This is a genomic window from Brachyspira sp. SAP_772 (assembly GCF_009755885.1).
Taxonomy (GTDB): Bacteria; Spirochaetota; Brachyspiria; order Brachyspirales; family Brachyspiraceae; genus Brachyspira.
In genome coordinates, this window is sequence record NZ_VYIX01000001.1 from 945,127 (window position 1) to 959,171 (window position 14,045).

14 protein-coding genes are annotated in these 14,045 nt (G+C 29.3%); 8 read left to right on the top strand and 6 right to left on the bottom strand.

The annotated features are described in order from the left end of the window. Window positions 1-7 precede the first annotated feature (7 nt). The 3 genes from GQX97_RS04060 to GQX97_RS04070 all read left to right on the top strand — a co-directional run bounded on the left by GQX97_RS04060 (window position 8) and on the right by GQX97_RS04070 (window position 2,356). Window positions 8-862: a Sir2 silent information regulator family NAD-dependent deacetylase gene (locus GQX97_RS04060; protein ID WP_157150665.1), complete on the top strand. Its 855-nt coding sequence runs from the start codon at window positions 8-10 to the stop codon at window positions 860-862. A 115-nt stretch (window positions 863-977) separates the two neighbouring features. Continuing rightward, window positions 978-1,613 (top strand): SDR family oxidoreductase, encoded by a 636-nt coding sequence (locus GQX97_RS04065; protein ID WP_157150666.1) that lies wholly within the window; start codon window positions 978-980, stop codon window positions 1,611-1,613. Window positions 1,614-1,720: 107 nt separating this feature from the next. Further along, window positions 1,721-2,356, top strand: a complete 636-nt coding sequence (locus GQX97_RS04070) for an NAD(P)-dependent oxidoreductase (RefSeq protein ID WP_157150667.1) — start codon at window positions 1,721-1,723, stop codon at window positions 2,354-2,356. 88 nt (window positions 2,357-2,444) lie between these two features. Here GQX97_RS04070 and secA read toward each other — a convergent pair whose 3' ends face one another. Further along, a complete protein-coding gene (gene secA / locus GQX97_RS04075) occupies window positions 2,445-5,384 on the bottom strand; it encodes a preprotein translocase subunit SecA (protein WP_157150668.1) in 2,940 nt (979 codons plus the stop codon). Between the two features lie 231 nt (window positions 5,385-5,615). Here secA and GQX97_RS04080 point away from each other — a divergent pair, with 231 nt between their 5' ends. Together GQX97_RS04080 and GQX97_RS04085 are read left to right on the top strand one after the other, a co-directional pair. Continuing rightward, window positions 5,616-7,082 (top strand): CsgG/HfaB family protein, encoded by a 1,467-nt coding sequence (locus GQX97_RS04080; RefSeq protein WP_157150669.1) that lies wholly within the window; start codon window positions 5,616-5,618, stop codon window positions 7,080-7,082. After that, window positions 7,069-7,668 carry a hypothetical protein gene (locus tag GQX97_RS04085; protein ID WP_157150670.1) on the top strand — a complete coding sequence of 200 codons (600 nt, stop codon included), beginning with the start codon at window positions 7,069-7,071 and terminating at the stop codon, window positions 7,666-7,668. Before GQX97_RS04080 ends, GQX97_RS04085 begins: the two co-directional genes overlap by 14 nt. Here GQX97_RS04085 and GQX97_RS04090 read toward each other — a convergent pair. From GQX97_RS04090 to GQX97_RS04110, 5 genes are all read right to left on the bottom strand, one after another. Continuing rightward, entirely contained in the window at window positions 7,643-8,143 is a 501-nt protein-coding gene (locus GQX97_RS04090; RefSeq protein ID WP_157150671.1) for a septum formation initiator family protein, read from the bottom strand. The genes GQX97_RS04085 and GQX97_RS04090 overlap by 26 nt on opposite strands. A gap of 78 nt (window positions 8,144-8,221) precedes the next feature. Continuing rightward, a complete protein-coding gene (locus GQX97_RS04095; protein ID WP_157150672.1) occupies window positions 8,222-8,935 on the bottom strand; it encodes an ABC transporter ATP-binding protein in 714 nt (237 codons plus the stop codon). Beyond that, entirely contained in the window at window positions 8,928-10,223 is a 1,296-nt protein-coding gene (locus GQX97_RS04100) for an ABC transporter permease (RefSeq protein WP_157150899.1), read from the bottom strand. The genes GQX97_RS04095 and GQX97_RS04100 overlap by 8 nt, the downstream gene beginning before the upstream one ends. 378 nt (window positions 10,224-10,601) lie before the next feature. Continuing rightward, window positions 10,602-11,606, bottom strand: coding sequence for a calcium/sodium antiporter (locus tag GQX97_RS04105; protein WP_157150673.1), 1,005 nt, complete (start codon window positions 11,604-11,606; stop codon window positions 10,602-10,604). A 15-nt stretch (window positions 11,607-11,621) separates the two neighbouring features. Further along, a complete protein-coding gene (locus tag GQX97_RS04110) occupies window positions 11,622-12,233 on the bottom strand; it encodes a hypothetical protein (RefSeq protein ID WP_157150674.1) in 612 nt (203 codons plus the stop codon). Window positions 12,234-12,388: 155 nt separating this feature from the next. On the opposite strand from GQX97_RS04110, the gene GQX97_RS04115 reads away from it, so the two are divergent. Genes GQX97_RS04115 through GQX97_RS04125 form a run of 3 tightly spaced genes read left to right on the top strand, consistent with a single transcriptional unit; the run spans window position 12,389 to window position 14,001 of the window. Next, complete coding sequence (locus GQX97_RS04115) at window positions 12,389-12,700, top strand: YbjQ family protein (protein WP_157150675.1); 312 nt, start codon at window positions 12,389-12,391, stop codon at window positions 12,698-12,700. A gap of 44 nt (window positions 12,701-12,744) precedes the next feature. Continuing rightward, window positions 12,745-13,404 carry a TIGR00730 family Rossman fold protein gene (locus GQX97_RS04120; protein ID WP_157150676.1) on the top strand — a complete coding sequence of 220 codons (660 nt, stop codon included), beginning with the start codon at window positions 12,745-12,747 and terminating at the stop codon, window positions 13,402-13,404. 6 nt (window positions 13,405-13,410) lie between these two features. After that, a complete protein-coding gene (locus tag GQX97_RS04125; RefSeq protein ID WP_157150677.1) occupies window positions 13,411-14,001 on the top strand; it encodes a hypothetical protein in 591 nt (196 codons plus the stop codon). Window positions 14,002-14,045: the final 44 nt, after the last annotated feature.

The window sequence follows — 14,045 nt, forward strand, 5'->3', positions numbered from 1 at the left end:
TAAAAATATGAATGAACAATTAAATGATATTGAATTAACAGAAAAATTAAAATTAGCTATAGAAGAATCAGACTATATACTAATAGGCTCAGGTGCAGGGCTTTCTGCTTCTGCAGGTTTTTTATACTCTGGAAAAAGGTTTGATGATAACTTCATGGAATACAAAGATAAATATGGATTAACAGATATGTATAGTGCCTCCTTTTATAACTACCCTAGTCTAGAAGACTTTTGGGGATTTTTTTCTTTATTTGTTTATATTAATAGATATGATATTCCAGCAGATGAAACTCATTTAAATCTTTTGGACATAGTAAAAAATAAAAATTATTTTGTAATTACAACAAATGTTGATGGAAGATTTGAAGCCGCTAATTTTGATAAAGATAGGTTATTTAAAGTTCAGGGAGATTTTTCTCTTTTTCAATGCTCTGTTCCATGCAGGCAAGAAACTTTCTACAATGAAAAATATATAAGAGAAATGCTAAAACAAAGAAAAGATTTAAAAATACCTTCTAATCTTATTCCAAAATGTCCGTACTGTGGAGCTAATATGTCAATGAATCTAAGAAGCGATGACACATTTGTTCAAGATGAAAACTGGTATAAAGCCAAAGATAAATATATAGCTTTTTTAAATGAATCTAATAATAAAAATATTTTGTTTTTAGAACTAGGTGTAGGATTTAATACCCCTGCTATAATAAAATATTCTTTTTGGAGAATGGCTTTAAAAAATAAAAACTCAATTTACGCCTCCATTAATTTAAAAAATGTTTTCTCTATACCTGATTTAAAAGAGCGTTCTATATGCATAGATGATGATATATCCAAAGTATTAAAATATATAAAAAACAAATAATTTTAGTTGTAATACTTGACATTACAACTAAAATATGTTACTATAGTTGTAATGATAGCTATTACAACTCTTTAATTAAAGAAAATATTTTAATACAAAAAAAGGAGAATAAAAAATGAAAATTGCAATAATAGCAGCAAATGGAAAAGCTGGAAAATTGATTATGAATGAGGCATTAGAAAGAGGATTAGATGTTACAGCAATAGTGAGAGATAAAACAAAAATCAATAATTCAAAAGTAAAAGTTATAGAAAAAGATTTATTTGATTTAACAAAAGACGATTTAAAAGAATTTGACACTGTAGTAAGTGCGTTTGGAATATGGGATGAAAAAGAGCTCGATAAACATTCATTAGTTATGGAACATCTATGCAAAATACTTGCAAATACTAATACAAGACTCATGATAGTAGGAGGAGCTGCAAGTTTATACGTAAATAAAGAGCATACTATGATATTAAAAGATGCTCCTAATTTTCCAGAGGTTTTTATGGGAGTGGCAATAAGTTCTAACAAAGCATTTGATATATTAAAAGATAAGAAAGATGTTTTGTGGACTTACGTATCACCTTCTGCAGATTTTCGAGCTGATGGAGAGAAAACAGGAGAATATAACATAGGCAATGATGAATTATTAGTTAATTCTAAAGGTGAAAGCTATATTAGCTATGCTGACTATGCGGCTGCTTTTGCTGATGAAATAGTTAATAAAAAATACTTAAATCAAAGAATAACATTCTGTTCAAAATAAAAAAACAATAATATAAAGCGTATAAAAGATTATTTCCTTTATACGCTTTTATTTCTAATTTTCTTTAATTAAAGAAAAATATTTTATATAAAAAAGGAGAATAAAAAATGAAAATTGCAATAATAGCAGCAAACGGAAGAGCCGGAAAATTAATTATGAATGAGGCATTAGAAAGAGGATTAGATGTTACAGCTATAGTGAGAGATAAAACAAAAATCAATAATTCAAAAGTAAAAGTTATAGAAAAAGATTTATTTAATTTAACAAAAGATGATTTGAAAGAATTTGACACTGTAGTAAGTGCATTCGGAGTATGGGACGAGAAAGAATTTGATAAGCATTCATTAGTTATGGAACATCTATGCAAAATACTTGCAAACACAAATATTAGATTAATGGTGATAGGAGGAGCAGCAAGTTTATATGTTAATAAAGAACATACTATGATATTAAAAGATGCTCCTAATTTTCCAGAAGCTTTTATGGGATTGGCAGTAAGTGAAAATAAAGCATTTGATATATTAAAAGATAAGAAAGATGTTTTATGGACTTATGTATCACCTTCTGCAGATTTTCAAGCTGAGGGAGAGAAAACAGGAGAATACAATATAGGTCATGATGAATTATTAGTTAATTCTAAAGGCGAAAGCTATATTAGTTATGCTGATTATGCTATAGCTTTTGCCGATGAAATAGTTAATAAAAAATACTTAAATCAACAAATAACATTCTGTTCAAAATAAAAAAACAATAATATAAAGCGTATAAAAGATTATTTCCTTTATACGCTTATATTTTTATTTAATTATATTTAATATTTTTAAATTTATATTAATTCTCTTTATTATCTCTTCCATGACAATGCTTATATTTCTTACCGCTTCCGCAAGGACAAGGATCGTTTCTGCCTATTTTGTTCGTCATTTTTACTTGAGCCTGTGCTATTTTTGGTTTAGCATTTTGATTATTGTTACCATCCATTGCACTAGCACTGCTTTTCTCTTCAACGCCGCCGTCAAAGGCACTTTCTCTCTCAGTATTGTTAAATGCATTAGGCATTATTCTCACTCTCATTAAAAGATTAACAAGCTCATTATGAATAACATCCATAGTAGCTACAAACATTTTATAGCCTTCAAGTTTATATTCTGTAAGAGGGTTTTTCTCTGCATATCCTCTAAGTCCTATACCCTCTCTTAAACTGTCCATAGCAAATAAATGGTCTTTCCATCTATTATCTATAATTGAAAGGAATATATTTTTCTCTACTTCTCTAAATATCTTTTCATCTACCTCTAAAGATTTTTTTCTATATGCTTCTAATAATATGTTGGTGAGATTTTTTATTGCATTTTCAACTCCGCCTTCAACAGCCTTGTTTGCTGCATCTTCATCTATACCAATCAAATAACTGTTAAGCCATTTTGTTATCTCCATAGGATCAACTGTTTTTTTGCCGTCTGCTATCTCTCTTATTGTAGAATCAGTTACATCAGAAATAATCTCTTCTATTCTTGGAGAAATATCATCAGAATAAAGTATATAATCTCTCTCAGCATAAACTGCCATACGCTGCTGATTCATAACATCATCATACTCAAGCAAATGCTTTCTTATATCAAAGTTTCTGCCTTCAACTTTTCTCTGAGCATTTTCAATAGATTTGTTAAGCCACTTGTGCCCAAGCTCTTCCTCTTCACCCATGCCCATAGCAAGCATCATGCTAGAAACTCTCTCGCCTCCAAAAAGCCTCATCAAATCATCTTCAAGCGATAAGAAAAATACACTGAGTCCCGGGTCTCCCTGTCTTCCGCTCCTACCGCGAAGCTGATTGTCAATACGTCTAGCCTCATGCCTTTCACTGCCTATAACATGCAAACCGCCAGCAGCAAGTACTTTTTCTTTATCAATCTTAGATTTTTCATTTATTTGAGTAATCCTATCTACCTTCTCAAGCATCTCTAAAGCATTATTTTTTTCAGCCAACTCCCTAGCCTCATCAAGCTTACCAGCAATAACAAATCTAACAAAAGCCTCTTTATAAAGGTCTATAGATTTTACTTTTTGATTTAACTCTTCTTTTTTGTAAGGGTCTCTTTCTTTAAATGCCCTGTCTCTCATTATTGTAAGTATTTGCTCTATCTCAGAAACACCCTTAGCAATAGGGTTACCACCAAGAACAATATCCGTACCACGTCCTGCCATGTTTGTAGCAAGTGTAACAGCACCCGGCTCTCCTGCCTGTGCAATTATCTGAGCTTCTCTTGAGTGGTTTTTAGCATTAAGTACTTCATGAGTGATTTTATGTCTTTTAAACACTTTAGATAATTCTTCGTTCATCTCAACAGACACTGTACCAACTAATACAGGCTTTCCTGCATCTTGAAGCTCTTTAATATATTTTGCTAATGCCTCAAATTTTGCCTTTCTTGTTCTATATATTCTATCTGATAAATCCTGTCTTGCTATAGGTTTGTTTGTAGGAATAACTGCAACATCTAGCTTATATATTTTATAAAACTCTTCTGCCTCTGTTTCTGCAGTACCAGTCATACCAGAAAGTTTAGGATACATTCTAAAATAGTTTTGGAAAGTAATTGTTGCATAAGTTTGAGATTCATTTTGTATAGCAACTTTTTCTTTAGCCTCTATTGCTTGGTGAAGCCCATCACTATAACGTCTTCCTTCAAGAACACGGCCTGTAAACTCATCTACAATCAACACTTCCCCGTCTGTAACCATATAATCAACATCTTTTTTAAACACTTTATGTGCCTTTAATGCCTGATTAACATGGTGAACTATAGTGCTGCTTTGTGCACCATAGAGGTTTTCTATATTAAGAAGGTTTTCTACTTTTTTTACACCCTCTTCTGTAAGGTACACATTTTTATCTTTTTCTATTAATACATAATCACCAGTACCAGCAACCTCTTTCATTCTCTCATCTGTCTCTGCCTGCTTAAGCATAGGTATAATTCTATCTATCTCATAATACATTTTAATATTTTTTTCTGCAGGTCCTGATATTATAAGAGGAGTTCTAGCTTCGTCTATTAAAATACTGTCAACCTCGTCCACTATGGCATGATAAAACTTTCTCTGCACTTTATCTTCTTTTCTCACAACCATATTATCTCTTAAATAGTCGAAACCAAACTCATTATTAGTACCATAAACAACATCGCAATTATAAACAGCTCTTCTCTCTGGTGAATGCGGTCTAGTATTATCAAGTATTCCAACACTAATGCCAAGCATAGAGTATATAGGCATCATCCATTCAGCATCCCTTTTAGCAAGATAATCATTCACTGTAACTACATGCACCCCAAGCCCTGTTAAAGCATTAAGATAAACTGCCAAAGTAGCAACAAGTGTCTTACCTTCACCAGTTTTCATCTCAGCAATTCTTCCCTGATGCAAAACTGCTCCACCCATTATCTGCACATCAAAATGCCTCATACCCGTAGTTCTTAAACTCGCCTCGCGTACAACAGCAAATGCCTCTGGAAGCAATTCATCTAATATATCTTGAAGTTTCTTTTTATTCTCTTCTTTTGATAAATCTAATTCCTCTGTCTTACAGCCTATATAATCTTCTACTCTTTGCCTGAATTCTTTTGTTTTATTAGTTAATTCTTCATTAGTTAATTTCTTTATTTCTTCTTCAAATGTTAATGTCTTCTCTGCTATAGGTTTTAATATTTTAGCATCATTTTGTTCTTTAGAGCCAAATATTAATTTAAATACTAAATCCATCGCTCCCATATATAGGTAACTCTCCTTTCTTAAATCAAGATTGCTTAAACATTATAAACAAATAAACAACTAAAAATATTCTTTATTTAAACTTAATAATAACATATAATGTAAATATAATAAAGTATAAAAAATTATTTTATTTATGATAAAATTATAAAATAGAAAAAGCTAAATATATTTGACTTTTTCATTTAATGATATAACATAATAAAAAATTTTAATTATTAATAAAATATTATGATTAGAAAACTATTTTGTATTATTTTGATAACATCATTTTGTGCAAATCTATTTTCACAAATCACAGATAATGAAATAACAGAAAAGTATATAAAAGAAAATATCGCTGTATTTGAAATACAAGATGTCTCTACAGGCTATAGCAAAGATTTGGGTAATAAGGTTACAACTTTAATAGAAAATGCCCTCACTAGAATGAAAAGGTTCAATATAGTAGATAGAAAAAATCTAGATAAATACCTAAAAGAAATGGAGCTTCAATTAACAGGCATCACAGATGAACAAGTGATAGAAATGGGAAAGATATATGGATACAGCAAAGCAATCACAGGAAAAATAACACATTCAAGTACCAGATTTGATTATGACAGCTATGACGGAACAGGAACAATATATGCTGATGTAGATTTGGTTTTGCAGATAGTTGATGTTTCTACAACAAAAATATTATACTCTTCAAAAGTAAGTGGTTCTAGCTTTTATTCTATAGACAGATATCCATCACAAGCTTTTAGAGATGCGGCTATTGATGAAGCTTGTAATGATTTGGTTTATAAAGTAAGTGACAAAATGAGAAATATTTTTAAAATAACTTTAAAAATATCTGATATTACAGATGGAAATATTATACTTTTGGCAGGATATGATCATGGACTTAATAAAAATACAAGATTTAAAGTATATTCACAATCTGAAGATATAGTTCTACCATCTGGAAATGTTATAGAAGGCACATATAAAGAAAAAGGTACTTTAAGAATAAAAGACATGGGAAGCGAATATTCTATAGCAACAGTATCAAGAGGAAGGAATATACAAGTTGGTGATATTGTAAGAGAAACATATATAGGAAATTTTATTTTTGGGTTTAATATAAATTATGCTTCATATAAAATCAATCCCTTAGTAAAAGAATTTCAGTCTACAAACTCTACAGGCAAAATAAAAGTAAATCTAAATAAAAATGACTATGCTTTAGGAATGCATCTTAAATTCGGGTATGATTTTCAGCTATTTTCCCCTAATATAAGCATGGGTTTATTATTTGGAGATTTCTTCAAAACTAGCTATGGAATTGATACTAGATTTAATTTTGATATAAACATAAAAATATATCAGGAAATAGTGAAATTTGTATTTACTCCATATGTAGGAGTTGGTGTAACTTTCACAGATATAGGCGAAGTATATGGCGGAGATTACAAAAATGGAAGTCTATTAATACCAAACGGCACTAAAATACGATCAACCGACATAATGCTAGGTATTGGACTTTTAGCAAATATACAGTATAATATAACCGATACATTAGGAATTAATTTAGCTGGCGGATATAGATTTTATACAAAGCCTATTAATGCTGGTACATATTATGAAGATAATAGCTTTAGTATGCCCGAAGAAATACAAACGGTTAATCTTACAGGCTTAGAGTTTATGGTAGGAATATATGGACTTTTTTAAAAGCATAATACTATTTTTATTGTTTGCTAAAATATCTTTTGGTGCTTTTTATTTTGCACCTTCTACAAATATGCCTAGCACTAATAGTACAGAGAGTAAAGCACCTATCATAGAAAATACTGAAACACTTAGCTCTGAATATAGCATAGATACCAATAGTGTTAAATCTATATTTGAAATGAAAGGAACAAATATTATAAATCAAAATGGCGTTATAAGCTCATCTGTCATACCAGAAGATGCATATAGAAGCCATCCTTTTAGATATACAGAAGTAACTTTTATATTGGCTGGATTTTTATCATATAGTTATGCTTCAGTTATAGTATTTGGACTTGATACCATAGAAAACTCATTTGTTCAGCCATCAACAAGCGGAAGATCAAGATATAAATCTTTATGGATATCTGCTACAATATTTGAAGTTACAGCTGCAGTTATATTTGGAGCTACAGTTGCATATGATAGTTATCAAAGGATATATGGTAAGAAAAAAGATGGTTTAAGTTTTAATTTTGTGCCGTATTATGAACCGTTTCAAAATGATGCTGGATTTATGTTCACATTGAACTACCCTTATAAGTAACTACACTATTACTATGCTTCTTTATAAACATATGTCTATTAACAAATAATACATAAATAGCAAAGCTTATTGCTAAAAATATAGCCAAAATAATAACGCCCCTAGAATTAATTGTAGCCATCTCTGTATTATTATCTACATATTCTTCCGAGTTATAATAAGAATTATTATCATTATTATCACGTATAATTTTTATAATTTTTTCATTTTTAGAACTATCTAAATATCCAAAAGTTTTGGCATAAGAAAGTATATATTCTCTATCATTTGTAAGTCTATCTATAGTATTTAATATTTTTTTCTTTTTTCTATCAAGTTCTTCTATTCTTGCTCTCTTTTTTTCCACAGCCTGTTTTTGCTTATCTATGCTAATAAACCCCTTAGAACTAAACACGAATAAAAAAATAATCAACGCTAAACCAACTACTATTATACCATAAAAAATTTCTGCTCTGAGCCTTATATTTAATTGCATAATTATTAGAACCTTATAAAATATACACTTTATTATCGGAAGTAATATCTAAAAATTAATTGCTACAATATTAAAATATCAATATTCTACTATTTTTTCTCCATATTCTAGTCTTAATTTCCTATCAGCCATACTCGCAATAGATAAAGAATGCGTTACAATGATTAAAGTAGATGAAGTTTTTTTAGTCATATCCCATAAAATCTCTCTTATAATTTCAGCATTTTTTTTGTCTAAATTTCCTGTAGGCTCATCTGCCAACACAACCATTGGGCTATTAATTAAAGCCCTAGCAATAGCAACCCTCTGAGCTTCACCTCCTGAAAGCTCCCCTATTCTATGATGCATCCTGTCTTTAAGCCCAACCGTCTCAAGCAATTCTTCTGCCTTTAACCGTGCCCCTTTTTTATCATATTTTAACATTAAAGCAGGTATCATCACATTTTCTATAGCACTAAACTCTCCAAGCAAATTATGAAATTGAAACACATATCCCAAAGATTTATTCCTAAACTTAGCCAATTGCCCCTCATTCATTTTTCCTATATTGTTACCATTTATATTGATGCTTCCAGATGTAATGTCATCTATACCGCCTATGAGGTTTAAAAGTGTAGTCTTACCGCTTCCAGATTCCCCTGTAATAGCCAATATCTCATTTTTATAAATATCTAAACTTATAGATTTTAATACTTCAACTTTTGGAGGGCCCATGTATGTTTTTACTAATTTATCTATAGTTATTAAAACTTCTCTATTAATATTACTACTATTCATTTTATTATTATTCATATCTTAACACCTCGGCAGGTTTATATTTGCTTGCTATATATGCAGGTATTATAGCAAATAAAACAGAAAGTAAAAACGATATAGAAGCAACCATAAAAACTTGTGAAAAACGTATTATTGAAGGAAGCCCATTACTTACATAATAAATATCAGGAGGGAAGAAATCAGGTATTATAGGTACACTTATAGAAGGACTTATATGTGCAGGTATAAACCATATAATACTTACTATAGATTGTAAAAATGCCCTTATAAACTCTAAAGTTTCATTTACATAACTTGCAAGAAGTATTCCAAATATCACTCCCAAAATAGTGCCAACTCCTCCTATTATAGCCCCCTCCAAAAAGAATACTTTAGCTACATTTGAAGGTCTTAAGCCTAGTGTCTTTATTATAGCAATATCTCTTCTTTTATCTTTAACGAATATTATTTGGCTTGATGCTATGTTGAGAGCTGCTATTAGTATAATAAAAGATAATATTAAACCAAGCATAAGCTTTTCTGTATGAAGTGCCTGAAAAAAGTTTCTGTCAAAAAGCATCCAAGGCATAACATTATAAAATTGCTTTAATGATAAATCTATGTCTTTTGCAACTTTGTCAGCACTAAAAAAATTATTTATCTTTACAGCTACCCCCGTTACAGCACCATCATAACCAAGCATTGACTGCCCTGTTTTTAGAGGCACTATTACCATTTTACTATCATATTCATAATATCCTGTTTTGTATATTCCCTTTATTGTAAAAGTTGTCTTTTGAGGTCTAAAGCCTTTTTCAAAACTTCCAGAAGCAGAAACTATATCAATAGTGTCCCCCACAGATAAAGCATAATCATCTGCCATCTCAGAGCCTATTAAAGCATCATTAGTACCTAAATTTTTATTGTCCCCCTCAATAAAATTGAAATACTTAATAAAATCCCTGTCTTTTGTAAATATATCATCTTCAAATGAACGAACTGTAATAAGCGTAGTAAAAGTATATGTACGCATTATTGAAGGAAGAACTATATAAGGGTAAATACTAGTTATATCTTTATTGTCTTTAATATTATCTACAACATACTCATAGTTTAGAAGAGGCTGATCCCCATAGGCACTAATATTTATATGTGCCCTCATTCCAAGTATTTTATCTCTTATATCGTCTTGAAAGCCATTCATAACAGATAATACAGTAATCATAACCATATCGCCCACAAGTATGCCTAGTATACATATCACTGTAATTATAGAAACAAATGAAAACTTCTTTTTAGCTTTTAGGTATCTCACACCTAACATTAATTCTAATCTCAAAAGAAAACTCCAAAAAATTAAAAGTAATTTAGTTGATGATTTAATTATACTGAAAATTTTTAACTTTGTCAAAAAATCTATTTTAAGTTTTTTGTTTGTGGTGGCTTTGCCCCATGCGAAGCGTGCCCAGAGGGTACACACCCCCACTTCTTTTGGTGACCCAAAGAAGCAAAAAGACTGCATTTTGATGAAGTATTACTTATGTATAATCAAAATACAATATATTGTTTATATATATATCTAAATATAAAGCTAAAAACTTGCACTTTTTGCAACTTTTTGCGGCGGGAAAAAGTTGATAAAATATATATAAAAATAATATAGTTGTTTATTTATATATAAATAATAATTTTTAAACCATGTTTACACAGAAGTAGTTTTTAATAAGTATAATACATAAAATATATACACTACTAAAAATATAATTCCCTTTACATTTGTTAAACTTCTTCCTCTAAAAGTAAATAACAATAATATTAAACCGCTTAAAACCATAATAACATAGTCTATTAAATAATTTTGTGCAGCAGGAAGCACTATTCCTCCAAACTTAAATGAAGCTATAGAAGATATGCCAAGCACAGCACCAACATTAAAAATATTGCTTCCAACAATGTTTCCTATAGATATATCAGCCTCTTTCTTTGAAGCAGCTATCACACTTGTAACTAACTCTGGTATGCTTGTACCAACAGCAACAACTATAAAACCAATAATATGCTCGCTTATAAAATTCCTAAATATTCCAGTAACACCTTTCAAAAATATATCAGACCCCACAGCAAGAGCAAATATTGACAGCACAATTTTAAATATAGCCCTAGATATACTATATGTCTTTGTAGATGATGATACTTCTTTTTCAAATATAGCAAGCTCATCTTTATCTTTAGAGACAACAGTATATAAATAATAAACATATATGCATAGCAAAACTAAAAGTATTACACCCTCTACAACAGATATCTTATCACCAATTAAACTCTTAGTATTAAAATTAAATAAAGTAACAAATAATACAGCATATATTATAAACATAGAAAGCATAGATACATGATAAGATTTTTTGCCCGCAGACATATTCATAAATAAAGCAGATACCCCAAGCACAAATACTATATTAAATATATTACTCCCAATAACATTACCAACCGCAATAGCACTCTCTCCCCTCACAGCACCAAACAAACTAACAAAAAGTTCAGGCATAGATGTACCCATTGCAACAACAGTAAGCCCTATCACTATAGGAGGAATTTTTAATCTGTTTGCAATCATCACGCTCCCATCAACTATATATGTGCCTCCAAGATATAATAGAAGTATCCCCGCAACTGTAAAAACTATATATAATAAAATATTTGTCATCTATAAAAATATCCTTTAATTGTTATCTGAATTATTATTATTTTCTGTATTGTCAGCAGCCTCTATATTAGCTTTATCACTGTTATCATCATTTTTATTATTTTTTTTGGCTATAATAGATATTATTAAATAAATTACAAATATTATAAGTATTGCTATTATTAAAGCCGTAGAAAACCATAATGGAAATAATACCCAAACCCAACTCCATGTAACAGCATTAAAAAGTTTTAGTATTATAAATATAAAAGTTAAGAATGTAAAAAATGCAACCGCTATATTGAGAATAGGTAATTTATTTTTTGTTTGTGTGCTTAGCTCATTTGTTTTTGAATTGTCTTCGGAATGGCTTTCAGTATTCTCTGTATTATCTGTTTTATCATTGTCTATTTCTTTATCTTTCTTAAAAAACAATGAGTAAAAAATAATAGTACCTACAATTAAAATCGCTTCCAAAATTAGAAGCAATACAATATCTCTCCAATTAAAAGTAATAGTTTTACTCAAGTTTAATAAACTTAATGCTATTATAAGCATAGGTAAAAGTTTGCAAGAAATATTTAAAAGATTCTTTAAAAAATATAAACTAGCCATTGTAAATACATTTTTTATAGTATTAGCTTTCATAATAAAACACCTAATATTATTTTTTTATTTATTATAATGATATTTTTAATTAAATTCAAATTATATAAACTTAAAAATAATCAAGTTAAGAGACTAATTTCCGACTAATTAACATAATACAATATAATAAAGAAACATAAAAAGGATAAAAAAATATGCAAATTTTTAGCGTAGACTACTTACCTACAAACAATTATGAACTATTAGGTTTGGTTAAAGGTAATATTGTACAATCAAAACATATAGGAAAAGATATATTAGCTTCTTTAAATACATTAGTAGGAGGCGAAGTAACAAGCTATACAGAAATGATAAACGAAGCAAGAGATATAGCTACAAACAGAATGATAGAAGAGGCTAAAAAACTAGGAGCCAATGCAATAATAGGAGTTAATTACAGCACTTCTTCAGTATTGCAAGGCACTACAGAGGTTGTTGCTTACGGCACAGCTATTTTATTAAAATAAAAAATTAATTAAAAAAACGAAATTTTTTTAAAAAAGGAAATAAAATGAGAAGACAAAGCACAGAATTTGAAGATTTAGATATGAATGAAGAGGCATGGCGTATATTTAGAATAATGGGCGAGTTCGTTGATGGTTTTGAAACTATGTCTATATACAACAATGCTGTTACAATTTTTGGAAGTGCAAGAACAAGTCCGGATCATCCGCATTATAAATTAGCATATGAAACTGCAAAACTATTAGCAGAAAATAAATATGATATCATCACAGGCGGCGGCCCCGGAATAATGGAAGCAGGAAATAGAGGAGCTTTTGATGCCAATGGAAACTCTATTGGTTTATGCATAGAATTGCCTTTTGAGCAGAGAACTAATCCTTATGTAAAAGAAGAAATTAAGTTTAGATATTTCTTTGCTAGAAAAGTGATGTTTGTAAAATATGCTAAGGCTTTAATTGTATTTCCGGGCGGTTTTGGTACTATGGATGAAATGTTTGAAACACTTACATTAGTACAAACTAAAGTATTGAAAAAAATACCAATAATTGTAGTTGATAAAGAATTTTATACTGGGCTTATGAATTGGATAGAAAAAGATATGATTAATGAAAAGTATATAGATAAAGAAGATTTAGATCTCATGTATCATACTGACGACCCTAAAGAGGTACTTAGTATAATTAATAATTTTTATAATAAAAAATAAAAAATTATGTATAAAGTTTTTGTAATTATTTTTATTTTCAGCAACTTTCTATTTGCACAATTAAAAGGATTTCCAGAGTTTTTTAATTTGGACGGATATAAAACTCTTAAGTTTGGCATGAACATAGAAGAAGTTAATAACAAAATTACAAATTATAATACAGACTTATATGCTGACTTTCATCAAGAAGTTCAATTAAATGAAAACACTGTTTTAAACATATATAAAAACATTGATGATAAGTTGGCATATTATTTATATTTTTATAATGATTATCTTTATAGAATAGAAGTATGCAATCATATAGGATATAGCTATAACAACAACGATTTCTACTACCCTTCTGAGGCAACAGATATAGAAAATATAAAAGAAAAAATAACATTCAAATATGGCAATTCATCTTCTACAGACATAAAATATTATTCATACTACAATAAACCTTTTGAAGAATACACTATATGGTGGTATTCAGATTTATCAAGCGTATCATTATATGTAAAGCCTGATTTAAATAGTTTAGAGAAAGCTATAAAATTATATTCTTATAGGCTTTCTTTTTATGATGAAATGAAATTAAAAGAAATATATAAATAAAAATATTATTAAAGCTTTATATAATTTTTTAGTAAATAAAACAA

Excerpts from the sequence above, each read along its gene's own strand:
- GQX97_RS04060 (WP_157150665.1), top strand. The coding sequence starts at position 8 with ATGAATGAACAATTAAATGATATTGAATTAACAGAAAAATTAAAATTA.
- GQX97_RS04065 (WP_157150666.1), top strand. The coding sequence starts at position 978 with ATGAAAATTGCAATAATAGCAGCAAATGGAAAAGCTGGAAAATTGATT.
- GQX97_RS04070 (WP_157150667.1), top strand. The coding sequence starts at position 1,721 with ATGAAAATTGCAATAATAGCAGCAAACGGAAGAGCCGGAAAATTAATT.
- secA (WP_157150668.1), bottom strand. The coding sequence starts at position 5,384 with ATGGGAGCGATGGATTTAGTATTTAAATTAATATTTGGCTCTAAAGAA.
- GQX97_RS04080 (WP_157150669.1), top strand. The coding sequence starts at position 5,616 with ATGATTAGAAAACTATTTTGTATTATTTTGATAACATCATTTTGTGCA.
- GQX97_RS04085 (WP_157150670.1), top strand. The coding sequence starts at position 7,069 with ATGGACTTTTTTAAAAGCATAATACTATTTTTATTGTTTGCTAAAATA.
- GQX97_RS04090 (WP_157150671.1), bottom strand. The coding sequence starts at position 8,143 with ATGCAATTAAATATAAGGCTCAGAGCAGAAATTTTTTATGGTATAATA.
- GQX97_RS04095 (WP_157150672.1), bottom strand. The coding sequence starts at position 8,935 with ATGAATAATAATAAAATGAATAGTAGTAATATTAATAGAGAAGTTTTA.
- GQX97_RS04100 (WP_157150899.1), bottom strand. The coding sequence starts at position 10,223 with ATGTTAGGTGTGAGATACCTAAAAGCTAAAAAGAAGTTTTCATTTGTT.
- GQX97_RS04105 (WP_157150673.1), bottom strand. The coding sequence starts at position 11,606 with ATGACAAATATTTTATTATATATAGTTTTTACAGTTGCGGGGATACTT.
- GQX97_RS04110 (WP_157150674.1), bottom strand. The coding sequence starts at position 12,233 with ATGAAAGCTAATACTATAAAAAATGTATTTACAATGGCTAGTTTATAT.
- GQX97_RS04115 (WP_157150675.1), top strand. The coding sequence starts at position 12,389 with ATGCAAATTTTTAGCGTAGACTACTTACCTACAAACAATTATGAACTA.
- GQX97_RS04120 (WP_157150676.1), top strand. The coding sequence starts at position 12,745 with ATGAGAAGACAAAGCACAGAATTTGAAGATTTAGATATGAATGAAGAG.
- GQX97_RS04125 (WP_157150677.1), top strand. The coding sequence starts at position 13,411 with ATGTATAAAGTTTTTGTAATTATTTTTATTTTCAGCAACTTTCTATTT.